The sequence below is a fragment of the Roseomonas aeriglobus genome, from assembly GCA_016937575.1.
Classification (GTDB): Bacteria; Pseudomonadota; Alphaproteobacteria; order Sphingomonadales; family Sphingomonadaceae; genus Sphingomonas; species Sphingomonas aerigloba.
The window spans coordinates 60,246-85,798 of the sequence record JAFHKN010000005.1 but is presented as its reverse complement, the minus strand read 5'-3'; the positions used below and the strand labels follow the sequence as shown (position 1 = coordinate 85,798).

Below are 25,553 nucleotides of genomic sequence, written 5' to 3'. Positions count from 1 at the left end.
GGAGGAATGACCAAGGAGATTTTTCCATGAAGTCAGCGTTGCGATTTGCGCTTACTGCCGCAGCCTTGTTGGTTCCGGTTGCCGCCAGCGCGGCTACCCCGATCGTTATGCACCGCGACCCCGGCTGCGGCTGTTGCGCCAAGTGGGCGGCGCAGGTGCAGCAGCAGCTCGGCCGGCAGGTGCGCGTCGTCGATGATTCTAACCGCCCGGCGCTGCAGAAGCGCGCGGGCGTTCCCGCGGACCTCTCGTCCTGCCACACCGCGATCGCCGATGGCATGGCTTTCGAGGGCCACGTGCCGATCGCCGACATGAAGCGGGCTCTTGCGACCCGGCCCAAGGGCGTGCGGGGCCTGGCGGTCGGCGGTATGCCGCTCGGCTCGCCGGGAATGGAAGTGCCGGGCGTCAAGGCGCAGGCCTATGACGTGGTCGCCTTCGGCACCGGCGGACGCCGCTTGTTCGCCCGCCACGGCAGCTGATCGGCGATTTTTCTGGTTAGGGCCGGCAGGACGCGCCTGCCGCTGCCAGCGTGACTCCTCCATCCAGTTCGCGTCGAAGCAGACGAAAAGTCTCACGGAAAGAGCTAATGGGCGGGTGAGGGGAGAAGGCCGGGCGTGCGTAAACGGGAATGGATGAACACGGATCAAGGGGTCAGGTGATGGGCGGCAAACGAGGCGGGACCTTCGCTATACTTCTTGCGGTTGCAATATCAGTCAGCACGTCGGCATCGGCGCACGAAGATCACAATGCGCTCGGGGCGGGTCCCGGGCCGGTCGCTAACAGCGCAGCCGAGACGCAGAAAGCAGATGGGGCGGACGCTGGCGACGGCCACATGGGCATGGGCTCTATGTCGACTGTGGACATGAACATGGGTGGCCGCGACATCGCCGGCGACGACATGGACATGGGCGGCATGCACGAGGAGACCGCCAACAAGAACAAGAGTTTCGGCGAACGGCTTGTGAGCTGGCTGGGCCGGCTGCACACCATGGTCATTCATTTTCCCATCGCCATGTTCATCGGCGCGTTCGGGTTAGAGCTGTTCGGGTTATGGCGCCGCAACCGGGACTATCAGCATGTCGCACACATAATGCTGGTGGTCGGCGCGCTGGGAGCGATCGCAGCGGCGTTCCTGGGCTGGTTCGCAGGCGGGTTCTACCTGACCGACCGCAACCCTATCCTGATGACGCATCGCTGGCTCGGAACATCGATCGCGGTCTTCGGCGTCGTGCTGGCTTGGATGGCAGCCCGCCACCGCAAGGGTCCCGAGCGGTCGCGGTCGTTGTATTGGGTGGTGCTTGGCCTGATGACGCTCGCGATCTCAATTCAGGGGTTCCTCGGCGGAACCTTCATGCATGGCGGAATAAACCACTTGGCGTTCTGAGGGGCCCGACGCTTAGTAGCCGCTCGCGTGTTGGCGCGGTTCGAAGGAGAATGCGGCAGCGCCGACCTTCGTGCCGTAGGATGCCGCCAGCGATCCCGGCTCCGCTCGGGCGTGTCGAGGAACCCCGACCCTGATAATAGCACACTGTCTCGATGCACTCGCGCGCGAGCCACGGGATCGTGGTACGGGATCATCGAACGGAGAAAGGCCGTGTCGCCGATCGTCGTGTGGATACGAATAAGCGCGAAGCAGCCGAAGAAGATGACAAGCGAGCCGGCGATCAGCGCTTTGTTGGCGGTGTTCGCTCGTCGCACCGCCAATGGCTCCCGCTACGTCGGCGGTACGCTCCGAGCGGAATACAGCCCGGCGAGGGCGGATGACAATCCACTGTCGCGGTCGCGCAACAGGTTATGAATTGCGGTCGCAGCGATCGCCGCTTGTCCGGCTGCGACGCTGATCTGATCGAGCCCTTCCACGACGTCGCCGACTGCGTAGAGACCCTTAACCGAGGTTTGTTGGTGGGCATTGGTTAGCACGCACCCGGATTCGCTGAGCTGTGCTCCGAGCAAAGAGGCAAGCCGCGTCCGAGGTGATGAGCCGAGTGCGGGGTAAAGCGTGTCGAATTGTAGCTCCAAGCCATTGGCCAGCCTCACCTCGACACACTCGCCAAGACGCAACTGCCCGACAGGCGAGGGGGCGACATCAATGCCCTGCTGGTCCAGCTTGGCAAGTTCGGTCGGCCCAAGATCGAGCGAGCGTTCGGCCAGAAGCGTGACCTTGGCCCCATAAGCCCTCAGGAATTCGGCTTCTTCAGCACCATGACCATCGCCGCCGAGCACCGCCACGTTCATGCGCCGGGCCTCATAACCATCGCAGATCGGGCAATAGCGGAGAAGCCCACGCGCCACGCCGATGTCATGCATCGCATCAGGCATCTCGGGACGCCGGTTGACGACGCCCGTCGCAAGGACAACGGTCCGCGCATACAGGACGTTCAGTTCGCAGCTTGCCGAGAAGTGGTCGCCTGACGCGACGATTGCGTCAATCTCACCTCTCTGGACCGTACCGCCATATTCGCGCAGCTGAGCCTGCAATCGCGCAAGAAACGCGACGCCGGAAATGCCTCCGGGAAATCCTGGCAGGTTGCGCGAGTGCGGGATGGAGGCGACGCGCCCTGCCGCCGCGTCATAGACGACGCAGCTCCTGAGAAACCGCGACAGATAGATCGCGGTCATGAGGCCCGCTGGACCGCCGCCCACAATCAGACAGTCGATGACCTCCTCGGGGTCGCCCGTCCAGCCTTGATCGGTCAATCGCAACCTCATCATTACCCCGCGCATGCGCCCGTCCAGGCCCGCGGCCACAGTTCGTCTCGAGAGGAGACGCGGTGAAAAGCGCCCCATGCTCCCTTCTGAATACGCGCCGCCACCGCCGGCCCCTCATCGAGAGCGGTGCGTCGGCACGAAAAAGATCGTGAGGGGTGACCCGCCCGGCTGCGTAATACAGGTGAACCCAATCGAAATGGAGATTACCCTGATGCGTCGCTTGTTCATCACGACTGCCGCCGCGGCCTTATTCTTCGCAGGCGGCGTGGCGAACGCGCACCCGAAGCTGGTGTCCTCCAGCCCCGCCGCCAACGCGGCCGTCGCGACCCCCGAGAAGATCAGCCTTCAGTTCAGCGAGAAACTCGTGCCGGCTTTCTCCAAGGCCGACCTTACCATGGCAGCGATGCCGGGCATGGCGGCCATGAAAATGCCCAGCAGCGCCGCAGTCGGCGCCGATGGCCGGACGCTCACCATCACCCCGAAGCAGCGTCTCCCGCGTGGACGCTACAGCGTCGACTGGCAGGTCGTCTCTGGCGACACACATAAAATCACCGGCAGCTACAATTTCACGGTGAAGTGAGCGAATGCTCGACTGGCCGACCGTCGCCATCCGCTTGGCGTTGTACCTGGTCCTGGCGGCGCTGTTCGGCCTGTCGGCCTTCAGCCTCTACGGCCTTCGCCTTGGCGAGCGCGATGATGCAATCGCGCTGCGGCCTTGGCTCACGGCAAGCGCGGCGCTCGGGTTGCTTCTCTCGGCCGCTGGCCTGATCCTCATGGCCTCGGCGATGGCCGGATCTCCGTTCTGGCCGATCGATCAGGCTGCTGCGGCCGCGCTGCTCGGAGGGTCGGCGGTTGGCACCGCCTGGAAGGTGCGTATGGTGGCGCTCGTCATCGCCGGCGGTGCAGCCCTGCTGGCGCGAGGCAGAGCATCATGGCTGGCTATGGCCATGATTGCGGCAGCCGCGGCATTGGCGACACTCGCGTGGAACGGGCATGGTGCCGCGAGCGAGGGAAGCACGGGATGGCTTCACCTCACTGCGGACATCCTCCATCTCCTTGCTGCCGGTCTGTGGGTCGGGGCGCTGTTCGGATTGCTTCTCCTGATGGCGCGGCGCGCCGAGGAGATCGATGCTGCGCACCTTCGGCTGACCCATCGCGCCCTGCACGGGTTTGGCTCCGTTGGTACGCTCGTTGTTGTTACCCTGGTGGTAACTGGTTTGATCAATAGTTGGCTGCTCGTCGGGCCGACCAATTTCACGGCCTTGGGGACGACACTCTACGGCCTGCTGCTGCTCGCCAAACTGGTCTTGTTCGCAGCGATGCTGGGGCTCGCTTCACTCAATCGTTTCCGCCTCACGCCGGCCTTCGAGCGCTCGATTGCCATGAACGACCATGGCGGGGCGCTTACGGCGCTGCGGGCCAGCCTTGCGGTCGAGACAGCCTGCGTGATCGGCATCCTGGCGCTCGTGGCATGGCTAGGCACCCTCGCGCCACCCGCGTCGGGCATGTAAGCGCTATGGACCAACCGTCCACGCAAGCGCCGCTCAGGCCTTCCACCTTCTTTTACCCACTTACGCGGCTTAACCCTCGCCTCCCAAGACACCCCCCGCTTGGACTGAGCTTACGTGTCCGACGCCCTAAGTCGCCCACAGGCGCTTGCGGGAAGGCCGCGTCGCGCTGCAAAGCTGGGCGTGCGAGAGGGTTGGTCCGGGTGGGCCTGTCAGTGTTTTCAGAGATGAATGAACAAGGGTGGCAAAGTCATGACCGATGGCAAACGCAGTGAAGCCGGCAGCGGCCAGGGTGGCGAAGTCGTCCTCATCACGGGTGCGAGCGGTTTTATCGCCGCAGCGCTGATTGCCCAGCTCGGCGAGCGCTACACGGTCGTCGGCCTTGATCGCGCCGGCCCTCCCGACCCACCGCCGCCCGCGGCGGCGATCGACATAGACCTCGGGTCAGACGAAGCGGTCCGAGTTGCGCTTGACGAGGTGCGCGCACGGTACGGCAACCGCATCGCCTCGGTGATCCACCTCGCCGCCTATTATGATATCACGGGTGACCCCAATCCGCTCTACGACAAGGTCACCGTGCAGGGCACCCGCCGGCTGATTGACGGGCTGCAATCGTTCGAAGTCGGACAATTCGTCTTCGCCAGCACGATGCTCGTTCATAAGCCGACCCCCACACCCGACGAGCGCATCAACGAGGACTCGCCGATCGGCGCGTCCTGGGCCTATCCGCAGTCCAAGGTCGACGCCGAGACATTGCTGCATGAGCGCCACGGAAACATCCCCGTCGTTTATATGCGCGCCGCCGGAGTTTACGACGACGACGGACGCTCGGCTTTTCTCGCGCAGCAGATATCGCAGATTTACGAGCACCGCCTGATTTCGCATTTTTATCCCGGCATGCTGTGTGCGGCGCAGTCATCGGTGCACCGCGACGACTTGGCTGACGCCGTGCTGCGTCTGGTCGATCGGCGGCACGAACTGCCGTCAGAACTGCCGCTGCTCATCGGCGAGCCCGACGCACCCGGCTATGCCGAGATCCAGGACATCGTCGGCGAGGCGCTCCACGGCGAGGGCTGGAAGACGATCCGGATTCCGCAGCCGCTCGCGAAAGCCGGGATCATCCTGCAGAACGAAGCGCTCGGCAGCGACGACTTCATCCAGCCCTGGATGATCGACAGCAGCAACGACCACTATATCCTCGATATTTCACGCGCCCGCTTGCTGCTCGGTTGGGAACCGAAGCATCGCCTCCGGGACACGCTGCCGACGATCGTCGCCGCGCTGAAGCGCCACCCGCGGGCCTGGTATCGGAACAACAAGCTTAACGAGAATCTGGTTGCCTGGCACGATAAGCCAGAGGCCGAACCTGTAGCGCCGGGCCAACAACCCGCAGCGGCAGGCGGTGGAATGGCCGACATGGATCACGGGGCTGCGGACCATAGCAGCATGGACCATGCTGCCATGGGGCACCGACCTGGCGCGGCGGACATGGCGATGACCGGTCACGGTGCACACGGCGATCACATGGCCATAATGGACCGGGACGAGCGCCGTGCGCGCTGGGCTCTTTACGCGAACATCGGTCTTGGGCTGTGGCTCGCCTCCAGCCCGCTCATATACGACTCCGTGACCACGCAGAGCGTCGGCGAGGCCGCGCGCTTCGTAACGATTGATCGCGGGTTGCCGTCGATTGAGTGGCGGGCGAACGCGCTGGCCATCAGCGATGTCGTCAGCGGCCTCGCCATCGTGCTGTTCGGCGCGCTGTCGCTCGTTCCGCGCACCAAGACATGGGCGCAGTGGGCGGTGGCGTTCGTCGGCATCTGGCTGTTCTTCGCCCCGCTGATCTTCTGGAGCCCGAGCGCCGCTCAGTACAACAACAACCTGCTCATCGGCTCGGCCGTGATCGCCCTGTCGGTGCTCGTGCCGATGATGCCGGGCATGAGCATGGCGGGCATGATGGACCCCAAGAACATCCCGCCCGGCTGGACCTATTCGCCATCCACCGACGCACAGCGGCTGCCGATCGTCGCCATGGGTCTGATCGGCCTTCTCACCTCGCGCATCCTCACCGCCTACCAACTGGGGCATATTGACGGCGTTTGGGAGCCGTTTTTCGCCGGCTCCCTGAGCGATCCACGCAACGGCACCGAGGAGATCATCACCTCGGACATGTCCAAGGCCTGGCCGATTCCCGATGGTGGGCTCGGCACGGTCAGCTATGTCCTCGAGATCCTGATGGCGGTAATGGGCACCCGCGACCGCTGGCGGACCATGCCGTGGATGGTGACCTTCTTCGGCATTCTGGTCATCCCGCTCGGCGTCGTCAGCATCTACTTCATCATCAGCCAGCCGATCGTCATCGGCACGTGGAGCACGCTGGCGCTGATCGCCGCGCTCGCCATGCTGATCATGATCCCGTTCGCGCTCGACGAGGTGATTGCGATGGGTCAGTTCCTTCTCTGGGCGCGCCGGCAAGGCAAACCGCTGATCCGCACCTTCTTCCAAGGCGACGCGATCGCGGCCGGCGGAGAGGACACCTCGGACGCGATGGCCTCGCCAAGCACCTTCTGGGCGGACGCGAAGAAGGGTCTGACCCTGCCATGGACGCTGACTGCGAGCATCGTCATCGGCGTCCTGCTGATGCTCACCCGGGTATTGTTCGGCACGGAAGGCGGGATGGCGAACAGCGATCACGTTGTGGGTGCGCTGGTCATCACGGTCGCGATCATCGCCACAGCGGAGGTTGCCCGCGTGCTGCGGCTGATCAATGTCGCGTTCGGAGCCTGGCTCGTGGCCGCGCCTTTCCTCCTGGACGGCGTTGGTCACCTTGGTGCCGTGGCCTCGGTCGTAGCGGGCATTGCGCTCGTCGGCCTCAGCTTTCCAAGGGGGAAGCGCAGCGCCGAGCATTATGCAGGCTGGGACAAGTACGTGATCTGAAAGTATCCTCGATCACTGCTGGCTCCATTGCGGACCTTGATCGCGCATCGCACCGTCTCGCGTGCCTTCGTCGCCGCTTTCTTGCGTCGTTCAATCGGGACCGGTTCACGGTCACGATCTGTCGCCGGCGACGATCGCCCGTTGACGCGGCGATGTTCATCATCGGCTGCCTTGGTGATCGCGCCCTCCGCCCAATACTGCTAATGAGAGCTGTTCGCATAGTGCGCGACGAGTAAAGCTTGGAGACGATCACCCATATGCCGTCACTTCGGGTCGCGCTGATTAAGCCTGCACTCGCGCTGGTCGCGTCGCTTATGCTGCTGTTGATTCCCGCTGCGGCGACGGCCGATCCCGGCGACGTGCAAACCGCTTGGCGTCTGCTCGATTATATGGCGGTCGATTATGGCGGTGCGGTCGCCAACGGCGCGGTCACAAGTGCGTCCGAATACGCGGAGATGACGGAGTTCGCCGCAGGCGTGTCCACCCGCCTGCGCGCGCTCCCTGCGACACCTGAGCGGCAATCCCTGATCCAACGGGCTTCGCAGCTCCAAGGCGTGATTGCCCGCAAGGGCTCGGCCCAACAGGTCGCGGCGCTCGCCTACGGGCTCGCCGCCGATCTGCTCAAGGCCTATCCGGTTCCGCTCGCCCCGGACAAGACACCGGACATCTCCACAGCAGGAGCGGTTTTTCGACAATCCTGCGCGTCCTGCCACGGCATGACAGGCAACGGGCACGGTCCCGACGCCGCCAAGCTCGACCCGCCACCGATCGCCTTTACTGATGCCGAGCGAGCGCGCCAGCGCAGCGTGTTCGCGCTCTATCAGGTGATAAGCCAAGGCATCGACGGAACCGCGATGCAGAGCTTCGTCGATCTGTCTAGCGATCAGCGCTGGGCGCTCGCGTTCCGCTCCGGCAGCTTCGCCTCCACCGACGCACAAGCGGTCGAGGGTGAGCGGCTGTGGAAGTCGGACGCGAGCTTGCGGGCACGAATTCCCGACCTGAAAACCCTGGTCGCGCTCACCCCCGCCGCGCTTGCGGGCAGCATCGGGCAGGTGAAAGCCGACGCGGTGCTCGCCTATCTGCGTCGCCACCCCGATCAGGTGATGCAACAAGCCCCAAGCCCGCTCGCCGTGGCGCGCGCCAAGCTTGCGCAAAGCCTCGCCGCGTTCCAGCGCGGCGACCGGCGCGCTGCAAAGGAACTGGCGCTGTCCGCCTACCTCGACGGGTTCGAGCCGATCGAACCGACGCTCTCGGCGCGCGACCCGAACCTCATGTCCCGGATCGAAGGCGCGATGGGAGAATATCGCGCCGCTGTGGAGAGCAGCACGTCAGCCGATGACGTGACCGAACGAGTGGCAGTGCTGGGCGGCCTGTTCGATGATGCCGAGGCCGCGCTCGCGCCCGACGCCGCGACGCAGGCGTCCACCTTCTTGGGAGCCTTCACGATCCTGCTGCGCGAAGGGCTGGAAGCTCTCTTGATCGTGGTGGCCATGATTGCGTTCCTCCGCAAAGCGGAGCGGCCGGAAGCCATGCGCTATGTGCATGGTGGCTGGGTCGGCGCGCTCGTCGCCGGCGGGATTACCTGGGCGGTTGCCACCTATGCGATCGGTATAAGCGGCGCGAGCCGGGAACTGACGGAAGGGTTCGGCTCGCTGTTCGCGGCCGTGGTCCTGCTCTCGGTCGGAATCTGGATGCACGGCAAGGCACAAGCTGATCAATGGCAACGCTATATCCGCGAGAAAATGTCACGGGCGCTATCGGGCGGGTCGGGATGGTTCCTGTTCGGGCTCGCATTCCTGGTTGTCTATCGGGAGGTATTCGAGACGATCCTTTTCTACGCCGCGCTCTCGACACAGGGGAACACCGCGATGCTGCTGGCCGGGGCCGGCGCAGCGATCAGCCTTCTCGCCGTCATCGCCTGGGCCATGCTCCGCTACAGCCGGACGCTGCCGATTACGCAGTTCTTCCGCTACAGCTCATGGCTGATGGCCGCTCTGACGGTCGTGCTGGCCGGTAAGGGAGTCGCTGCTCTCCAAGAGGCGGGGATCATCGACATAGCGCCGCTCGCCAGCGTGCCACGTATCTCGATGTTGGGCCTGTTCCCGACATTTCAGTCGGTGCTGGCACAACTCCTGATGCTTGCCGCGATCATGATCGGGTTCGCCTGGAACCGCCGCGCCAAGCCGCGGACGGGCGGGCCGCTAGCCTAGCGGCAGGGCAGGTGACGCCCCTCTCTAAAGCGTTGCTGCCAACCCTGACCGTGCATCGCACCGTCTCACGCGCCTTGGCTCGCAATGTAACGGGAGGGCGGCGGGGAAAGCGCCGCCCTCGGGCCATTTACGCGGCCATCTTGTCGCAAGCGTCGGCGCACTTGCGACACGCGGCGACGCAATCCTCCATGCCGTCCAGCCCTTCGCAGCTCGACGCGCACGCCCGGCAAATCTCGGCGCACTCGCGGCAGATATGCCGGTGGTGCTCGGACTTGCGCGCCATGAAGTCGATCGCGACACTGCAAATCTGAGCACAGTCCAGCATCAGCTTCATGTGCTGAGGCTCGGCGTGTCGCCCGCCCGCCTCCAGGCAGTGATTCATCGCCATGTGAAGGCAGGTGATGTGGCATTCATGGCAGGCGTCCATGCACGCCTTCATCTCGGGATCGATCTGATGCATTGTCTTTCCTTCCATATGCGCCCCCCTCCCCTTGTATATACGCGGTTCTTGGCGCTTTCCCTCGCCGGGGTCGGGACTTCACCGTCCTTGCGGCTCGGACCATGGTCCAAGGTCAACCCTTTTCTTTAGCGCAACGCAGACTCACATGTTCCACTCCGATCGCAAGATCGTCCAGGATCGGGCAATCCGGTCGATCTCCGCCCGCGCAGCGACGCGCCAGATCTTCGAGCGACTTGCGCATCGCTCGGAGCTCGTGCTCCTTGCGCTCCATCTCCGCGGCTCGTGCAAGCGCGAGGGCCTTGACCTCACCACTCGCCCGATCGCCGTCCTGCCACAGCGCGACGAGCTGGCCGATCTCCGAAATTGGAAAGCCCAGATCGCGTGCGCGGCCGATGAAGCGCAACATGTGGACTTCGCGTTCGTCATAGTCGCGGTAGCCGGAATCACGCCGCGTGGCCTTCGGAATGAGGCCGATCGCCTCATAATGGCGGATCATCCGCTGGCTGACGCCCGAAGCTTTGGCCGCCTGTCCTATATTCACGTATCGCCTCCTCAAGCCGCTGTCGGACGCCAACGGCGAAGCGTCAGAGCATTGGCGACGACGCTGACACTCGACAGCGCCATCGCCGCGCCGGCGATCACCGGGCTTAGATACCCGAACGCTGCCAGCGGGATGCCGACCAGGTTGTAGATGAACGCCCAGAACAGCCCCTGGCGGATCTTGGAATATGTCCGTTTGGAGATGTCGATCGCGTCCGCGACCAGGCGCGGATCGCCCCGCATCAGCGTGATGCCCGCTGCGTGCATCGCAACGTCTGTTCCGGTTGACATGGCGATGCCGACATCTGCTGCAGCGAGGGCAGGGGCGTCGTTGACGCCGTCCCCGACCATCGCGACCGTGCGGTCCCCGCCCCGCAATGCTGCCACCGCATCCGACTTTCCTTCCGGCAGGACATTGGCAACGAAATCGTCGATGCCGAGCTTGGCCGCCGCTGCGCGGGCGCTTCCCGCATTGTCTCCGGTCAGCATCACGCTGCGTATGCCACGGCCATGCAGCGCCGCCACGGCAGCAGCGGCGGAAGCCTTGACCTCGTCGCCGAACGCCAGAAGGCCGAGAAGGCGGCGTTCGGGCGCGCGTTCCGCGACCCAGGAGACCGTCCGTCCCTCGGCTTCCAGCCTGGCCGCCTCACTCGCCAGCGGTGTCATCACGATAGCTTCGTCGTCCATCAAGCGCGTGCTGCCGAGGATCAGGTTGCGGCCGTTGACGTCTGCAGCAACCCCGCGGCCGGGCAGGCCGCGCATCCCGTTGGCGCGGGCGGGTTCGACGCCTTCCGAGCTGGCCCACGCCAAGACGGCCCGGGCGAGCGGATGCTCGCTTCCAGCCTGAAGCGCCGCGGCGAGCGCGATCAGCTCGGCGCGTTCGGCCCCCTCGGCCGGCAGTGCGGCCAGCAGCGAGGGCTTGCCCTCGGTCAGCGTGCCGGTCTTGTCGAACGCGACGATGTTGATGCGGTGCGCGGTCTCCAGCGCCTCCGCGTCCTTGATGAGGACACCGGCCCGCGCGGCAACGCCCGTGCCGGCCATGATCGCGGTCGGCGTGGCCAGGCCGAGCGCGCACGGACAGGCGATGACGAGCACCGCGACCGCGTTCAGGATCGCGACTTCCGCTCCGGCGCCGGCGATCAGCCAGCCGGCGAGGGTCAGCGCGGCTATGACGAGGACGATTGGCACGAACACGGCGCTGACCTTGTCGACGAGCCGCTGGATCGGAGCCTTGGCGCCCTGCGCGCTTTCGACAAGGCGCACGATGCGAGCGAGGGTGGTCTCAGCCCCCACCGCCGTCGTCTCGACCAGGATGAGGCCGTCCGCGTTGATCGATCCGCCGGTCACTGGGTCTCCAGCGGCCTTGGCGACCGGAAGGCTCTCTCCGGTGAGCATGGATTCATCGACATGGGTTGCTCCCTCGATCAGTCGTCCATCGACGGGGATGCGCTCGCCGGGCCGGACGCGGACGCGGTCACCCGAGCGCACCTCCGCCAGGGCAATCTCTCGTTCGCTGCCGTCGGTGCCGACAACGCGAGCCTGGTCGGGCCGCAGCGCCATCAGCGCGCGGATCGCCTCTCCGGTCTGACGCTTGGCGCGGCCTTCGAGCCATTTGCCGAGCAGGATAAGGGTGATGACGACGGCCGAAGCCTCGAAGTAATAATGCGCATCCATGCCGTGCATCGGCGCGAACAGCAGCTGGTAGAGGCTGAGCCCGTAGGCGGCCGATGTGCCGATCGCGACCAACAGGTCCATGTTGCCGGTTCGGGCGCGCGCGGCCTTCCAACCCGCGCGATAGAAGCGCGCGCCCAGCCAGAACTGCACGGGCGTCGCGAGCAGCAGCTGGATCCAGCCCGGCACCGCCACCTCGATACCGAACGGGGCCAGCAGCATCGGAACGACCAGCGGCAGCGACAGCGCCGCGGCGATCAGCACGTGGCGGAGCTCTCTTGTTGCGGCTGCGTCGCGGCGGGCGTCCTCGGCGCTTCGTTCCGCCTCCGCCGATCCGGTGCGCGCGAATGCGGTGTAACCAGCGCTTTCGACGGCCTCGACCAAGACATAAGTGGGGACGCCACCCACCGTTTCGATCCGCGCCGTCTCGGCTGCCAGGTTGACACTCGCGGAGCGGACGCCGGGCACTTTCAGCAGCGCCTTCTCGACCCGGCCGACACATGAGGCGCAGGTCATGCCCGTGATCGTCAACTCGGTCGTTTGCGTCAACGGGGTGTAGCCCGCCGCAAGAACCGCATCGGCTACGGCAGCGACATCGGATCGTCCATCGACGAACTCGACGTTCGCGCGCTCCGTCGCGAGATTGACCGAGACGCCGGCGACGCCCGGCACCCCGGCGATGGCGCGCTCCACCCGCCCGACACACGTCGCGCAGGTCATGCCATCGATGGCCAGCGACAGCCTGTCTTCGCTTCTCGCCTGTGTCTGCATTGGCAGCTGCGCCGGGGCGCTCATGGTCGTCTCCACTACTGAGTCGATGGCCTTATCGTCCCTCACATCGTGTCAAGGTCAACAGCTAAATACACCCCTTGACCCTGACACAGTGTCAAACCCCACATCTGCTTCATCCACCTCATGGAAGAACGAAGATGATCGATTTCAAAGTTCAGGGAATGACCTGCGGAGGCTGTGCGCGCGGTGTGACCAGCGCGCTTCAGCGCGTCGATGCCAAGGCCGTCGTCAACGTCGACTTGGCGAGCAAGACCGTTTCGGTAAGCTCGACGGCCGATGTACAGCAACTCAAGCGGGCCATAGAGAAGGCCGGCTTCGCGGTGACGCAATAGAGAGCCCTATTTTGCCTGAGGGCTTTCGGGGCGGGCGCGTAAAAGGATTGTGCGTTGATCCGCACGCGCCCGCCTCGCGATCATAAGTGCACCGGCCTGAAACGGTCATGACACCGGCTGAAGCCTCAAAAGTCCGCGTTGTTACTTTATGGGGCGGGCGCGACCTTGACGGTGCATCGCACCGTCTCACGGGCTTTCGCAGCAGCTTCTACGCACCTTTCAATCGCTTCGCGATTAACCGTCACGATTCTGTCGGCCGCGACGATCCCACGGAACGCGGTCGGGCTGGCGCTCTGCATTAGGCGCTGCCCTGCTTCCTAACGTGGTAGGCCGAGCGTTCACGCCGCGATGCGCTGCGCCATCTGCTTGGGCGTCATCGCCATGACCGGGGCTTTGGAAAGAATATGGACAACATGGTCGATGCGGCCGGTCGCCGTGTCCACGCCCTGCTGAAGCACGCCAAGCGCCTTGCTGTAGTCGGGCACGTTGATCGCGCGGCGCGCTCGGCCGCCAAGCCCTCCACGGCACGGCGTAGCAATGCCAGCTCACGGTCCTGACCTTCTATCGCGGCACGCAACCGGTCGAACGCGCGGGCCTGGTCCTGCTCGGGCCGGGCATGGTCGCCCGCCATGTCCCTTGCCCGGTCGCGCGACAGGGCGCGGACGAGCTGGCGCTGGTCGGCGAAGTCGCGCGGCCGTAATGGAGATGCACGTCGTCGCGATGCCGCGACATGCCGACATAGGCGCTGTGCCGGTCCATGCCGGGGGTGGCGAGGACAGGGGCGCGATCGACCGTCACCCCCTGCGATTTATGGATGGTGGCGGCATAGCCATGATCGACATGGGCATAATCCTTGGTGTCGAACGCGACACCGCGCCCGTCATCGAGGCGCACCGCCATGCCCTCGGGCGATACCCGCTCGATCGGGCGAGCGTGCCGTTCTTGACCCCCATGCCCCGTTCGTTGCGAAGGAACATGATGCGGTCGCCGGTCGCGAACTGGCGTGTCCCCCGCTCGGCCTTCACCGTCACGTCGCCGCCAAGGTCGTCCGACGAACGCCCAGCGCCAGCGCGGCGATCAGGTAGCGCATACAGATCTTGGTCGAAGCATCGTTGGCGGTCCCGTCCGATTGGAGCGGGACCATGCGGTTATTGAGCAGGCTTGCCCATTTTGCGGAGCATCGCATTCAGGGTCGCGATTTCGCGGTTCTGGCTTGTGATGGCTTTCTGCGCCTCGCCCCGGACCTCTGCATTCTGGGAACTGCGAAGCGCGATCTGCGACATCGCGACCGCACCGCGGTGATGCTCGATCATCTTGCGAATCCACGTCTCGCCGGCATCGGCTCCCTTCGCCGCCATCATCTTCTGGTGCATGTCCATCTCGGCCGGGCCGTAGGGGTTGGCCGCGGTTGGCTGCATCATCTTGGAATGATCCATGCCTTGATGGTTCATGCCCTGATGCCCCGCCTGCTGGGCTAGGGCCGGGGTAGCGAGCAAGGCAAGGGTCGCCAGCACGGGTACAATACGCAGCTCGATCTCCTCGGGTCGTGTCAATTTTCTACGCGCCGGAAGCGCGCCCCCCTCATCCGCCGAAGCGATAATCGTTGGGTGGCTTGTCCTATCAGTCGCGCTTCGGTTCAAAGCCGGGGAAGAATGGCCTTCATCTGATCGATCTCGCGGCGCTGCCCCTTGATGATTTCGCCGCATAGCGCTTTCAACTCGGGATCACGGAGCGACGCCTCTTGGCACATCAGGATCGCGCCCGAGTGATGCGGAATCATCGACCGCGTGAACGCCCGGTCTCCGATCGTCGTCTGCGTCCGGATCAGCGCGTAGCTGCCGAGGAAGACCGCGATCGAGCCGATAATTAGTGCGCTGTTCGCCGCCCTGGAAGGAAACATATGGCGCATGGCGAGGATCATCGCGACTACCATCGGCGCGACCATCATCAGCGTCATATAGAACATATTCAGGTTGTTGTAGAAGCTGCCTAGGGTCAGGACCCATTGATGTGGGAGGCGCGATCTGATTCAGGCTCCGTGAGGAGAGAGTGGATGAGCGACCTGTACTGGCTGACGGATGAGCAGATGGCGCGTCTGCAACCGTTCTTTCCCAAGAGCCATGGCAAGCCTCGGGTCGATGATCGGCGGGTGCTCAGCGGCATCATTTTCGTCAATCGCAACGGGCTACGCTGGTGTGATGCACCGAAGGACTATGGGCCGCACAAGACGCTCTACAATCGCTGGAAGCGGTGGAGCGAGAGGGGTATTTTCCTGCGAATGATGGAAGGTCTCGCGGCAGCGGAGGCCGTGCCGAAGACCGTCATGATCGACGCGACCTACCTGAAGGCACACCGCACGGCATCGAGTCTGCGGGTAAAAAAGGGGATCTCGGCCGTCTGATCGGCCGCACGAAAGGCGGCATGAACACCAAACTGCACGCCGTCAGCGATGCGGACGGGCGGCCCTTGAGCTTCTTCATGACCGCCGGGCAGGTCAGCGACTACACCGGCGCGGCAGCCTTGCTCGACGATCTGCCGAAAGCACAGTGGCTGCTTGGCGACCGTGGTTATGATGCCGATTGGTTCAGAGACGCCCTGGAAGCCAAAGGCATCCAGCCCTGCATCCCGGGCCGCAGATCGCGCAACGAGCCGGTCAGATACGACAAGCGCCGCTACCGGCGCCGCAGCCGCATCGAGATCATGTTCGGCCGTCTGAAGGATTGGCGCCGCGTCGCAACTCGCTACGACCGCTGCCCAACCGTCTTCTTCTCTGCCGTCGCCCTCGCGGCCACCGTCATCTTCTGGCTATGACCAATGAGTCCTGACCCTAGCGTAGGATTCCGCCCCCTCCCGCAAACGCCCCCTGTGATGCTGGCGATGCGCGATGTGGGGCCGGAGGGGTTCGGGAAGAAAAACCGGGGCTGGAACAGCACCGAGCTGTTGAAGGACTGGCGCGAGGCGTGGAGCGCGCACGTCAACGAGCGCATGGCCGAGCTGGGGCTTGAAGGGCGGATCGACCATCGCTCCTATGAGGCGCAGGGGATCGCGCTGGAGCCGCAGCACAAGATCGGCCCGGCAGCATCGCGCAGACCGGAGCAGGGGCTTGAGGCCGAGCGGATCGAGGATCACGCGCGCATCGCCCGCGACAATGGCGAGAAGATCATCGCCAACCCGTCGATCGCGCTGGACGCGATCACCCGGCAGCAGGCGACGTTCACCACCCGCGACCTGGCCGTGTTCGCGTTCCGGCACAGCGACGGCAAGGAGCAGTTCGACCAGGTGATGACCGCGGTGCGCGCAACCCCGAGCTGGTCGCGTTGGGGAAGGACGGACGCGACCAGGAGCGGTTCACGTCGCGCGACATGATCGCGGTGGAGGCCCGGCTCGAGCGCAGCGCCGGCGCGCTGGCGGCGCGCGACGGTCACGGCATCGCCGATCGCCAGCGTGACGCCGCGATCGGCGCGGCCCAGGGCAGGGGGCTCGTCTTGTCGGCCGAGCAGCGCGACGCCCTCGACCATATCACCGGCCGCAAGGGGCTGGCGTCGGTCGTCGGCTACGCCGGCAGCGGCAAATCCGCGATGTTGGGCGTCGCGCGCGAGGCTTGGGAGCGGCAGGGCTACCAGGTGCGCGGTGCGGCCTTGTCGGGGATCGCGGCCGAGAACCTTGAGGGCGGGTCCGGCATCCAGTCCCGCACCCTCGCCAGCCTTGAGCACGCATGGGGGCAGGGGCGCGAGCAGCTAGGCCCGCGTGACGTGCTGGTGGTGGACGAGGCGGGCATGATCGGCTCGCGCCAGATGGAGCGGGTGTTGAGCCAGGCGCGTGACGCCGGGGCCAAGGTCGTGATGATCGGCGACCCCGAGCAGTTACAGGCGATCGAGGCGGGCGCGGCGTTCCGCAGCGTCACCGAGCGGCACGGCGCGGCCGAGATCACCGAGATTCGCCGGCAGCGCGAGGATTGGCAGCGCGACGCCACCCGCGCGCTGGCGACCGGGCGCACCGGCGAGGCGATCCACGCCTATGACGGCAAGGGCATGGTCCACGCGGCCGACACGCGCGAGCAGGCGCGGGGCGAGCTGGTCGATGGCTGGGATCGGCAGCGCCAGGCCGAACCGGGCAAATCCCGCATCATCCTCACCCACACCAACGCCGAGGTCCGCGAGCTGAACGAGGAAGCGCGCGGCCGACTTCGCGCGACCGGCGACCTTGGCGACGACGTGACGTTCAGCGCCGACCGGGGGACGCGCGCGTTCGCGCGCGGCGACCGCCTGATGTTCCTGCGGAACGAGCGGTCGCTAGGGGTGAAGAACGGCACGCTTGGCACGATCGAGCAGGTATCGGCCGAGGGGATGAAGGTTCGGCTCGACAGCGGCGCGCGGGTCGCGTTCGACGCAAAGGACTATGCCGCGGTCGATCACGGCTACGCCGCCACTTTCCATAAGGCGCAGGGCGTGACCGTCGATCACGCCCACGTCCTCGCCACCCCCGGCATGGACCGCCACAGCGCCTATGTCGGCATGTCGCGGCATCGTGATGACGTGCAGCTCCATTACGGGCGCGACGACTTCGCCGACCAGCGCCAGCTCGTCCGCGCCATGTCGCGCGACCGGGGCAAGGACATGGCCGGCGACTATGCGCGGCCCGAGCAGGACCAGGCCCGTGCGTTCGCCGATCGGCGCGAGATCCGGTTCCCGGAACTCGCGCGTCAGGTGGCGGAGAAGGTGCGCGACAAGGCCAGGGGCATGTTCGCCGGGTTCCGGCCGAAACCGACGTCGGAAAAAACGACGTCGCCGGAGCGCATCGCGGCCGATCGGCCGCTGGCGCCCTCGCAGGCCCGTGCGATCGAACGCTATGGGCGCGCCGCGGCCGATATAGGCCGGATGCGGGAGAAGGGGTTGCCGGTGCTGGCGCACCAGGAACAGGCGCTGGCGAAGGCGGGCGACGCGCTCGACCAGGTGCGACCGAATGGCGCGCGCGACCTCGCCAGCGCGATCGAGCGCGACCCCCAGCTCGCACGCGCCGCGGCCGAAGGGAACACGGGCGGCGCGGCGAAGGCGATGGAGGTAGAGCGCCAGGTCCGTATCGACCCGGAGAAGCGTGCGGGGCGCTTCGTGGAGCAGTGGCAGGACATGAAGGCGGCGCGGGCCAGTATGGAGCGCGCCGGCGACCGCGCGGGCGCGGAGAAGCTCGGCAAGCGCATGGAGAGCATCGCGGGCGGGTTGCATCGCGACCCGCAGCTCGAATCCGCCTTGAAGCGGCACGCGCCCGAGCTGGCGTTGAACATGGAGCGGGGCCGGTCGATCGGGCAGGAGCTGGCGCAGTCGGTCGGACAAGGCCGCGACCGCGATCGTGGCATGAGCCGGTAAGGGGGACGGGTGACGGACGAGGACGATCAGGGCGGAACCGACGCGGCCGAGGCGTTCGAGGCCATGCGTGGCGAGCTGGCGCTGTTGCGCCGCGCCGTGGAGGGTCTGGCGGCCGAGCGCGGCGCGATCGACGTTCCCGACTACACCGAGACGTTAGGGCGGATGCAGCAGGGCGTGGACGCCACGGCCGCCCGCGTCGCGCTCATCAACGACGTGATCGTGCGGAGTCCGGCGCTGGCGATGACGCCGGAGCAGATGGCGCAACGGATCGCCGCGGTGGGCAACGCCGCCCGGCGCGAGGATCAGGCGGCGCTCGCCAAGGCGGGCGAGGACAAGGCCCGCGTCATGGCCGAGCTTCGCGCCATCGCCGGGTCCGCATGGACACGCGCCGACCAGAGAAACCGGCAGCTATGGTTCGCCTTGGGCGGGGTAGCGGCCGGCATCCTCGCATGGGCGATCGTGCCGGGCCTCGTCGCGCGCGAGCTCGCGCCGGCGAGCTGGCGATGGCCCGAGCGCATGGCGGCGCGGACGCTTGACATGCCCCGTTGGGAGGCAGGTCAGCGGATGATGCAGAGCGCCGACGCCGCACAGTTCCGCGCGATCGTCGCGGCCGACAAGATCGTGACGGCCAATCGTGAAACGATCGAGGGTTGCAGCAAAGCGGCGAATCGGGCGCGTGCCACAGTGCGATGCACAATTAAGGTCGCCCCGTAGTGGCCGCGTATCTATTCCGCCAAGCAATTGACAATAGACAATCCGGCCCGGTCCTCACCGTGGCACGCTTGGGCGGGTCCAATTAGAGGTCGGCGCATGGCTTCACGATCAGGCAATCAATACTAAGCGTCGTTAACCATCTTCTAATGCTTACAGTGCGATCATACAGATGCGATAGAAGTCGCACCGGGGTGAATATGAGCAGCATCTCCATCAACGACGTTATGGCCCTGCGGAACGCCGTCCTCGACAAGAACGCGGCGCTTCGGAATATAGCGAGCAACCCGAATTCTGTCGCCGTTTCCGCGGCTGCGAGAGGAGCGGCTTTTGACGCAGCGATGAACACCGCGCTGGGAACGGTGGATAGCCCAAATTCCGTCTCAGGGGTGAGCGGAGCGGCGGGCGTGTCGCAGCCAGGACACGCGGAGCCAGGCGGCTTCGCCTCTACTTTTCAGACGCAGCTTCAAAAAATTAACGCGATCAATGCGCGCGCTGGTGCTTTGACGGTCGCCTACGAACGAGGAGAGGAAACCGACATTGCGAAGGTCATGCTAGCGCGGCAGGAGTCCTCAATCGCCTTCGAGGCGACGTTACAAGTTCGCAATAAAGTGCTTTCGGCCTACAAGGACATCATGAGTATGCCGGTCTAGCGCAATCTGCCGAAAGCACATCCCTGGATCGGTAATCCGGTGCTGCGAATTGCCGGCACGACGCGCGATCGGATCGAGGCGCCGGTCGAGCGGGGCGGGCTGGCATGGGTCTTCACAGACACCGCGGGGCGCACCGACACGAGCGATCCGATTGAAGCCATCGGGGTGGAGCGTGCGCGCGAGAGCATGGCAGCCGCCGACCTGGTGCTATGGCTGGGGGATGATCCGCCCCCAGCTTCCGGCATGATCGCCGTCCATGCACGGGCGGACGACCCGGACCGCACGCACGTGCCAAAAACGTTCACGCGACAGTCTCTGCCGGCAATCCGTTAGGTGCCCTTCAGTTTCCGAGCGCTGTTGTGCATGGACACGATCTTCCATCGTCCGTTCATCTTCTTAAGCACGCTTGTGGCGACGCCGAGTCGTTCGACGGCCTCACCGGTTTTTGGCTCGATCCGGTAACGGTAGGTCTCGGTCGCAAGGGCAACCGACCCTTCGAAGCGGACGTCAACCTTGTAGTCGGAGAAGCGGAACGATTTGAACTGCTTCAGCTCGGGACCGAGATGATGAGCCAGGTAGGTGGCGTAGCTGCCCTCAGATGCTCCTGTCTCGAAAACCCGCGCGTCGGTCGTGAACAGTTGCTCGGTTCCAGCAGCGTCAAGCTTTTCGATCGCGTCCTTATACTGTGACAGCGCCGCCGCCACGGCACGTGTGTCAGTGGTGCGGGCGTCTGACTGCGCCCACGCTGCGGCAGGAAGAGCGATCGACACCGCTATAATCATCTTCACGCAGGTGCTCATTTATCATCTCCCAAAACAAAATTAGCCGACCTTAGGATATCTCCATTTGACGCATCAATATGGAGCAGCGGCTGACGTCAGAACGCGAGATGGTCGAGGCCGCCATGCATGAAAGAACCCCCTAGCCAACCCTGGACGGCGATGGCGATGATCGCGCCTACCGAGCCGACGACCAGCATGACGCGTGCCGTATCTCGGTAAAGGCTTGCGCCGCCAAAGCCCGAGTAGCTCCACTGCGAACGCACCGATGATCAAGGCGATCGGAAAGTGAATCACCACCGTGTGCAGGCAACCGAGCCAGCTTGCTAAGCGCTGTCCGAAGGTCTTGTTTTTGGTTGCGGCCTCATCGTGCCCACGACCCATCGCCATGCCGAGCGCCAGTGCCGCCGCCAGCAAAGTCAGCTTCGAAGTCCGCATGATTCAGCGCTTCCCGCAAATTTGCTTACTTTGGTCAATACGTAGCGGCGGACGTTCCCCTCACGGCTCATCGTGCCACCAAGCGTCTGCACCGTTGCAAAATCGGTACGTTCAGCCCGAGCGAAGTAACGGTCCACTTAACGGAACGGCTCGACGCTGGCCGACCGGCGGCTTAGGTCTCGCTTTAACGAAGGGGGCATCGCAACGACAACATGGCCGCGCAACTTGATCAAATAACTACCAAAGAGGATCACGACGGCCTTGTGCGTCGGCTCATTACCCGTTGGCGTGACGATCCGGGCGCGACCTATCGAAGCTGGTTCCTGTGGGACGAGCGGCTGAAGAATTTTCGTTCGATCCGGCGCGGTATCACCCAGGTCGTCGGCGAGATCGAGCGCGGTTCGTTTGGCGTCGCCTATCGCGGATCGTCGCTCGAAACCGTCGTCCATTCCGTTGCCGAACAGCGCCAAATCTTCAAAGGTGCGGACCATGCGTTCCTCTGGAAACCGAAGCTGCGCATCCCCGACATATACGAGAGCCCCGAGAACCAGCGCGCGTTCGGCCGCCTGCTAGACGCCTGTTCGTGTTGCGACACGGCCGAGGAGATCATCGGCCATATCCACGCGATCGACCGCCTGAAGATCAAGGGGCTTGGGCCTGCTGTCGCCAACCTCCTCTACTTCCTTCACCCGACGCTGGTGCCGCCCTTCAACACCGCGATCGTCAAGGGTTACAACGCGCTGACGGGGGCGAACGTGAAGCTTGGGAGCTGGGAGCATTTCCTAGCGATGCGAACCGGCATCCTCGACCTCAACGACCGCTTCCGCGACCTTTTATCGAACGACTTGGGCGCGATCGGCGGCTTGCTGTTCGACATCGGCTCCGATCGCTACCCGGCCCCGCCGCTCGACGTGAGCGGCGCGGCTCTGGCGAGCTGGGGGCAGCGGCTCGAGGCGGCGCGCGAAGAGGCGCGCACGCTTAGCAAGGCCGCGCAGCGTGAAGGCGAGAACGAGCGCACCCATACCGAAATTCAGGCATGGCTTCGCGATCTAGGCTTGGCACTCGGCTATGACGTATGGATCGCCGCAAACGATCGCAGCCGAGCCTTCAACGGATCGCCCTTGGGCGCAGGGTGCCTTGAGCGCTTGCCCGAGACGATCGCGAGGTCGAAGGGCGCTGATTCCATCCGGCTGATCGACGTGCTGTGGCTTGAAAAGGCCGGCGATCACGTCGCCGCAGCGTTCGAGGTGGAGCATTCGACGTCGATCTATTCGGGCATCGTCAGGATGCTCGACCTGGCCTTGAGCGGTAGCGACCTTCACGCGACCGCGGGACTGTTCCTCGTCGCGCCCGACGCGCGCGAGGCGGACGTTCGTGCGCAATTGCAGCGGCCCGCGTTCAGCCGCGTCGCCGACCTCGACATATCCTACCTCCCTTACGGCGAGCTGGAGAGGAACCGCGAGGCCATCGCGCGGTTCGGATCGGGGCTGAAGGCGATCAAGGCCGTATCCAGCAAGCTCGCCTGACACGCCCCGCGCGAGGGCTGGCGCGGGGAGCCACGTATCCTCTAGCATGTAGAGGAGAGCTGCCATGACGATGCCTTCCCCGGCCCCCTGGCTCGACGCCGTGTTGATCGGATGGTTCGTGCTGACCGCGATATCGGTCGCTTACGTCGCGTGGGATGCCTTCACCCGCAACCCCGAGTTGCGGGTGATGAAATGGGGGTGGCTGCTGGTCACGCTCTACGGCGGCCCGATCATGGCCGCGGCCTATGTCCTGTCCTGCCAGGAACCGGCGAACGAGCGGCACGAGGACTTCGTTCGGCCGCTCTGGAAGCAGGCGTTCGGGTCGGCCATTCATTGCATGGCGGGTGACGCGACCGGCGTCATCGCCGCGGCCGCGATCACCACGGCACTCGGCCTGCCGATGTGGCAGGACGTGATTGCGGAATATGTGTTCGGCTTCGCGTTCGGGCTGCTGATTTTCCAGGCGCTGTTCATGCGCGACATGGCGGGCGGTTCCTATTGGGGGGCGCTTCGCATGTCGTTCATCCCCGAATGGCTTTCGATGAATGCCGTTATGGCCGGCATGATCCCGACGATGGTGGTGTTGATGAGCCGGGACATGGCTGCGATGCACGCCAACTCGCTTCGCTTTTGGGGCGTCATGTCGCTTGCGACGCTTGTCGGCTTCGCCGTTGCCTACCCTATCAACCTTTGGCTTGTCGGCGTCCGGTTGAAGCACGGCATGGGCACGGTGCGCGTACTCGGGCATGGCGGGCACGAGGTCGCCGCGGACCGGCAATCGGCTACGCCGATGCCGGACATGAAGCACGATGCGATGGCAGGGATGAGCGGCATGGGGACGGGCCCGCGCGTGACCGGACCGCAGATCGTCGCGATGACGGCGCTGACGCTCCTAATGCTTGGCGCGGGCATCATAGTTGCAACGCTGTTCGGCCGATGGGCGATGTAGCATCGCCTCGATCGACGGAGATCGCGACAAGGGGTGATTCCGCGGCGCGCGTATCAGGGGCAGGCGGGGACTCACACGGAGGTAGAGAGATGCACCAGATCAACCCCGACATGAAGGCGTGCATGGACGCCCTGCCACGAATGCCATGTGCCCTGCCTTCACATGGCGATGAACCATTGCCTTAAATGGGTGGCCAGCACGCCGTGCGGCAATTTGTCATTGGCGGTGCCAATTGGCAGGGAGGCCGAGGCTGTCCCGGGAGACCGAAACGCGATTGAAGACGCCGTAGCCAATCGACAGGAACTGGACCGGGCGACACGTGCCATCGCCGTGTTGCCAACGACCTTGAAGGAATCGCTGGTCCTCCGGACTATCGAGGGCATCAGCCAAGTCGAAACCGCACTGATACTCGACATAAGCGAGAAGGCGGCCGAAACGCGTCTCTATCGCGCCCGCCAACGGGCAGCATCGCTGTCGTAACAGCTTGGCCCCACCCTGTTCGGCAAAAAAGAAGGCACGAGTTTGAGGGGTAAGCGATCTGCCGTCGTATCGTATGCATGGGGGATACAACGGATGCGCGCCGCGGAGACGGCTTTTCGACCAAATCTGGGCAAGACATGGAGCGCGGCGACCAGAAGTCGGGTCAGGGCGCTTTTGCGGTTATGGATGCCATGCGCTGTGTCCTGGCAGTCGTAGTCGCGTTCGCACATGCTTGGTATCTCCTCATCGAAGATTATTGCGGGCAAGCCTCGGTCGCGGCTTCGGCCGGCTATTTTTTGGCTGGTTATGCGCATGCAAGCGTCATTCTTTTCTTCGTGCTCAGCGGCTTCTGGATCGCGCGCAGTATCGACAGACGGATCGGGGATTGGCATTGGTCAAGCTACCTGATCGACCGCCTTGCGCGATTGCTGGTCGTGCTAGTGCCGGCATTGGTGATCGGTGGAGCGCTCGACGCGGTGGGCCTCTACGCCCTCGAGTCATCGACCCATCTCGGCACGACCGAGACTTACGTGCTGCGCAAGGATGTCGTCGGCGCGCTCGAGTGGCATGTGCTGCTAGGCAACATTCTCTTCTTGCAGGGCATCGTGGTTGCGCCGTTCGGCACTAACGGACCACTTTGGAGCCTCGCTTATGAATTCTGGTTTTACATCTGGTTTCCGGCCATTGTCGTCAGTTGGAGGCAACGTCGCCCGTCAATCTTCTTAATTTTTATCGGTCTGGCCTGGATTACGCCATTCATGCTGATCGGCTTTGCTTGTTGGCTTTGTGGTGCTGCGCTTCATGGTATGACCAAAACGCATCTGACGAATTTTCCCCGATCACCGATTGGCCGCACCTGGCTGATCATTGCGAGCAGCATATTACCGGCAATACTTATCGTTGTGCGGGTTGTCGGACTGGAGGGCCTTGAACTGGCACTGGCGGGCGCATTCGCACTTTTTCTATATATATTGCTACGAGCGAATCCGCCAACGCCGCGCTGGTTGCGACCGTTCGCCGGTTATGGAGCAAAAGCCAGCTTTTCACTCTATGCCATGCACTTTCCAATCATGGCATTCGCCGCAGCGTTGTTAGTGGGCTCTGAGCGCTTACCACCAACGGCGGGCAACATCGCACTTGTTGGCGCTACGCTCGCACTTGCAGTTTTTGCCTGTGGTCTGTTTGCGACTCTCACCGAACGGCACACCGCGCGGGTACGCACCTTCTTCTACGCCAAGCTGTTGACCGTCCAGAAAGCGTGCGCGGGCCGTTTGGTATCCTAGAACTGCAGCAAGGCTTGTCGAATCGGTGAGGGGTGGATGGATTACGCACGTATCATCCACTGACTGTTATGGATGCGCTAGCCTGTCCGGCGACGCGCGACACGGCGCGGCGCACTTATGCGGGCGGGCGGCATCAACACGGGAGAGTAGCGATGATGAAGAACGCATATGTGAGCTTGGCGGTGCAGACCGTCGTCAGCGGCATCATCATGTAT

26 protein-coding genes are annotated in these 25,553 nt (G+C 64.5%); 17 read left to right on the top strand and 9 right to left on the bottom strand.

All coding sequences use genetic code 11. The annotated features are described in order from the left end of the window. Nucleotides 1-26: 26 nt before the first annotated feature. The gene (locus JW805_19620; protein MBN2974209.1) at nt 27-476 is read left to right on the top strand and encodes a DUF411 domain-containing protein; all 450 of its coding nucleotides are present in this window, start codon (nt 27-29) and stop codon (nt 474-476) included. Between the two features lie 179 nt (nt 477-655). Beyond that, entirely contained in the window at nt 656-1,381 is a 726-nt protein-coding gene (locus tag JW805_19615; GenBank protein ID MBN2974208.1) for a hypothetical protein, read from the top strand. Nucleotides 1,382-1,710: 329 nt separating this feature from the next. On the opposite strand, the gene JW805_19610 is transcribed toward JW805_19615, so the two are convergent. Further along, nucleotides 1,711-2,706: an NAD(P)/FAD-dependent oxidoreductase gene (locus tag JW805_19610; protein MBN2974207.1), complete on the bottom strand. Its 996-nt coding sequence runs from the start codon at nt 2,704-2,706 to the stop codon at nt 1,711-1,713. 211 nt (nt 2,707-2,917) lie between these two features. On the opposite strand from JW805_19610, the gene copC reads away from it, so the two are divergent. The 4 genes from copC (at nt 2,918) to JW805_19590 (ending at nt 9,361) form a co-directional block, all read left to right on the top strand. Then, complete coding sequence (gene copC / locus JW805_19605) at nt 2,918-3,286, top strand: copper homeostasis periplasmic binding protein CopC (protein ID MBN2974206.1); 369 nt, start codon at nt 2,918-2,920, stop codon at nt 3,284-3,286. Nucleotides 3,287-3,290: 4 nt separating this feature from the next. Further along, the gene (gene copD, locus JW805_19600) at nt 3,291-4,217 is read left to right on the top strand and encodes a copper homeostasis membrane protein CopD (GenBank protein MBN2974205.1); all 927 of its coding nucleotides are present in this window, start codon (nt 3,291-3,293) and stop codon (nt 4,215-4,217) included. Nucleotides 4,218-4,466: 249 nt separating this feature from the next. Then, nucleotides 4,467-7,151, top strand: a complete 2,685-nt coding sequence (locus JW805_19595) for an NAD-dependent epimerase/dehydratase family protein (GenBank protein MBN2974204.1) — start codon at nt 4,467-4,469, stop codon at nt 7,149-7,151. A 239-nt stretch (nt 7,152-7,390) separates the two neighbouring features. Next, nucleotides 7,391-9,361, top strand: a complete 1,971-nt coding sequence (locus tag JW805_19590) for a cytochrome c/FTR1 family iron permease (GenBank protein ID MBN2974203.1) — start codon at nt 7,391-7,393, stop codon at nt 9,359-9,361. A gap of 127 nt (nt 9,362-9,488) precedes the next feature. Here the strand turns inward: JW805_19590 and JW805_19585 are convergent, their stop codons facing one another. The 3 genes from JW805_19585 to JW805_19575 form a co-directional block, all read right to left on the bottom strand. After that, nucleotides 9,489-9,821, bottom strand: a complete 333-nt coding sequence (locus JW805_19585) for a four-helix bundle copper-binding protein (GenBank protein MBN2974202.1) — start codon at nt 9,819-9,821, stop codon at nt 9,489-9,491. A gap of 112 nt (nt 9,822-9,933) precedes the next feature. Then, the gene (gene cueR, locus JW805_19580; GenBank protein ID MBN2974201.1) at nt 9,934-10,362 is read right to left on the bottom strand and encodes a Cu(I)-responsive transcriptional regulator; all 429 of its coding nucleotides are present in this window, start codon (nt 10,360-10,362) and stop codon (nt 9,934-9,936) included. 11 nt (nt 10,363-10,373) lie between these two features. Next, on the bottom strand, nt 10,374-12,803 hold the full coding sequence (locus tag JW805_19575) for a copper-translocating P-type ATPase (GenBank protein MBN2974200.1): 2,430 nt from the start codon (nt 12,801-12,803) through the stop codon (nt 10,374-10,376). 158 nt (nt 12,804-12,961) lie between these two features. Here JW805_19575 and JW805_19570 point away from each other — a divergent pair, with 158 nt between their 5' ends. Beyond that, entirely contained in the window at nt 12,962-13,156 is a 195-nt protein-coding gene (locus tag JW805_19570) for a heavy-metal-associated domain-containing protein (GenBank protein ID MBN2974199.1), read from the top strand. A gap of 338 nt (nt 13,157-13,494) precedes the next feature. Here the strand turns inward: JW805_19570 and JW805_19565 are convergent, their stop codons facing one another. From JW805_19565 to JW805_19550, 4 genes are all read right to left on the bottom strand, one after another. Further along, nucleotides 13,495-13,641, bottom strand: coding sequence for a hypothetical protein (locus JW805_19565; protein MBN2974198.1), 147 nt, complete (start codon nt 13,639-13,641; stop codon nt 13,495-13,497). A gap of 76 nt (nt 13,642-13,717) precedes the next feature. Continuing rightward, nucleotides 13,718-14,050, bottom strand: coding sequence for a hypothetical protein (locus tag JW805_19560; protein ID MBN2974197.1), 333 nt, complete (start codon nt 14,048-14,050; stop codon nt 13,718-13,720). Between the two features lie 254 nt (nt 14,051-14,304). Then, entirely contained in the window at nt 14,305-14,709 is a 405-nt protein-coding gene (locus JW805_19555; protein MBN2974196.1) for a DUF305 domain-containing protein, read from the bottom strand. Between the two features lie 83 nt (nt 14,710-14,792). Then, nucleotides 14,793-15,122, bottom strand: coding sequence for a DUF305 domain-containing protein (locus tag JW805_19550; GenBank protein MBN2974195.1), 330 nt, complete (start codon nt 15,120-15,122; stop codon nt 14,793-14,795). A gap of 87 nt (nt 15,123-15,209) precedes the next feature. On the opposite strand from JW805_19550, the gene JW805_19545 reads away from it, so the two are divergent. The 6 genes from JW805_19545 to JW805_19520 all read left to right on the top strand — a co-directional run bounded on the left by JW805_19545 (nt 15,210) and on the right by JW805_19520 (nt 20,216). Beyond that, nucleotides 15,210-15,967, top strand: a protein-coding gene (locus JW805_19545) for an IS5 family transposase (GenBank protein ID MBN2974194.1) whose coding sequence is annotated in 2 segments (ribosomal slippage) — nt 15,210-15,531 and nt 15,531-15,967 — 759 coding nt in all. Because the reading frame shifts where the segments join, the coding sequence is not laid out codon by codon here. Between the two features lie 57 nt (nt 15,968-16,024). Then, nucleotides 16,025-16,522 (top strand): MobA/MobL family protein, encoded by a 498-nt coding sequence (locus JW805_19540; GenBank protein MBN2974193.1) that lies wholly within the window; start codon nt 16,025-16,027, stop codon nt 16,520-16,522. Then, entirely contained in the window at nt 16,474-18,519 is a 2,046-nt protein-coding gene (locus JW805_19535; protein ID MBN2974192.1) for an AAA family ATPase, read from the top strand. Before JW805_19540 ends, JW805_19535 begins: the two co-directional genes overlap by 49 nt. 63 nt (nt 18,520-18,582) lie before the next feature. Further along, entirely contained in the window at nt 18,583-19,233 is a 651-nt protein-coding gene (locus JW805_19530) for a hypothetical protein (protein MBN2974191.1), read from the top strand. A gap of 338 nt (nt 19,234-19,571) precedes the next feature. Further along, nucleotides 19,572-19,883: a flagellar hook-basal body complex protein FliE gene (locus JW805_19525; protein MBN2974190.1), complete on the top strand. Its 312-nt coding sequence runs from the start codon at nt 19,572-19,574 to the stop codon at nt 19,881-19,883. A 6-nt stretch (nt 19,884-19,889) separates the two neighbouring features. Then, entirely contained in the window at nt 19,890-20,216 is a 327-nt protein-coding gene (locus tag JW805_19520) for a 50S ribosome-binding GTPase (protein ID MBN2974189.1), read from the top strand. Here the strand turns inward: JW805_19520 and JW805_19515 are convergent. Beyond that, nucleotides 20,213-20,683, bottom strand: coding sequence for a nuclear transport factor 2 family protein (locus JW805_19515; protein ID MBN2974188.1), 471 nt, complete (start codon nt 20,681-20,683; stop codon nt 20,213-20,215). The two genes, JW805_19520 and JW805_19515, sit on opposite strands and share 4 nt — an antisense overlap. 629 nt (nt 20,684-21,312) lie before the next feature. Here JW805_19515 and JW805_19510 point away from each other — a divergent pair. From JW805_19510 to JW805_19495, 4 genes are all read left to right on the top strand, one after another. Further along, on the top strand, nt 21,313-22,626 hold the full coding sequence (locus JW805_19510) for a type II restriction endonuclease (GenBank protein MBN2974187.1): 1,314 nt from the start codon (nt 21,313-21,315) through the stop codon (nt 22,624-22,626). A 64-nt stretch (nt 22,627-22,690) separates the two neighbouring features. After that, a complete protein-coding gene (locus JW805_19505; protein ID MBN2974186.1) occupies nt 22,691-23,575 on the top strand; it encodes a DUF4396 domain-containing protein in 885 nt (294 codons plus the stop codon). 162 nt (nt 23,576-23,737) lie between these two features. Continuing rightward, a complete protein-coding gene (locus JW805_19500; protein ID MBN2974185.1) occupies nt 23,738-24,055 on the top strand; it encodes a hypothetical protein in 318 nt (105 codons plus the stop codon). A gap of 77 nt (nt 24,056-24,132) precedes the next feature. Next, nucleotides 24,133-25,338, top strand: a complete 1,206-nt coding sequence (locus tag JW805_19495; protein MBN2974184.1) for an acyltransferase — start codon at nt 24,133-24,135, stop codon at nt 25,336-25,338. Nucleotides 25,339-25,553 lie beyond the last annotated feature (215 nt).

Coding starts and splice junctions, on each gene's coding strand:
- JW805_19620 (MBN2974209.1), top strand. CDS start 27: ATGAAGTCAGCGTTGCGATTTGCGCTTACTGCCGCAGCCTTGTTGGTT.
- JW805_19540 (MBN2974193.1), top strand. CDS start 16,025: ATGCTGGCGATGCGCGATGTGGGGCCGGAGGGGTTCGGGAAGAAAAAC.
- JW805_19510 (MBN2974187.1), top strand. CDS start 21,313: ATGGCCGCGCAACTTGATCAAATAACTACCAAAGAGGATCACGACGGC.
- JW805_19615 (MBN2974208.1), top strand. CDS start 656: ATGGGCGGCAAACGAGGCGGGACCTTCGCTATACTTCTTGCGGTTGCA.
- JW805_19495 (MBN2974184.1), top strand. CDS start 24,133: ATGGGGGATACAACGGATGCGCGCCGCGGAGACGGCTTTTCGACCAAA.
- JW805_19550 (MBN2974195.1), bottom strand. CDS start 15,122: ATGTTCTATATGACGCTGATGATGGTCGCGCCGATGGTAGTCGCGATG.
- JW805_19525 (MBN2974190.1), top strand. CDS start 19,572: ATGAACACCGCGCTGGGAACGGTGGATAGCCCAAATTCCGTCTCAGGG.
- JW805_19515 (MBN2974188.1), bottom strand. CDS start 20,683: ATGAGCACCTGCGTGAAGATGATTATAGCGGTGTCGATCGCTCTTCCT.
- copD (MBN2974205.1), top strand. CDS start 3,291: ATGCTCGACTGGCCGACCGTCGCCATCCGCTTGGCGTTGTACCTGGTC.
- JW805_19595 (MBN2974204.1), top strand. CDS start 4,467: ATGACCGATGGCAAACGCAGTGAAGCCGGCAGCGGCCAGGGTGGCGAA.
- JW805_19505 (MBN2974186.1), top strand. CDS start 22,691: ATGACGATGCCTTCCCCGGCCCCCTGGCTCGACGCCGTGTTGATCGGA.
- JW805_19585 (MBN2974202.1), bottom strand. CDS start 9,821: ATGCATCAGATCGATCCCGAGATGAAGGCGTGCATGGACGCCTGCCAT.
- JW805_19570 (MBN2974199.1), top strand. CDS start 12,962: ATGATCGATTTCAAAGTTCAGGGAATGACCTGCGGAGGCTGTGCGCGC.
- JW805_19575 (MBN2974200.1), bottom strand. CDS start 12,803: ATGCAGACACAGGCGAGAAGCGAAGACAGGCTGTCGCTGGCCATCGAT.
- JW805_19610 (MBN2974207.1), bottom strand. CDS start 2,706: ATGAGGTTGCGATTGACCGATCAAGGCTGGACGGGCGACCCCGAGGAG.
- copC (MBN2974206.1), top strand. CDS start 2,918: ATGCGTCGCTTGTTCATCACGACTGCCGCCGCGGCCTTATTCTTCGCA.
- JW805_19530 (MBN2974191.1), top strand. CDS start 18,583: ATGCGTGGCGAGCTGGCGCTGTTGCGCCGCGCCGTGGAGGGTCTGGCG.
- JW805_19500 (MBN2974185.1), top strand. CDS start 23,738: ATGGCGATGAACCATTGCCTTAAATGGGTGGCCAGCACGCCGTGCGGC.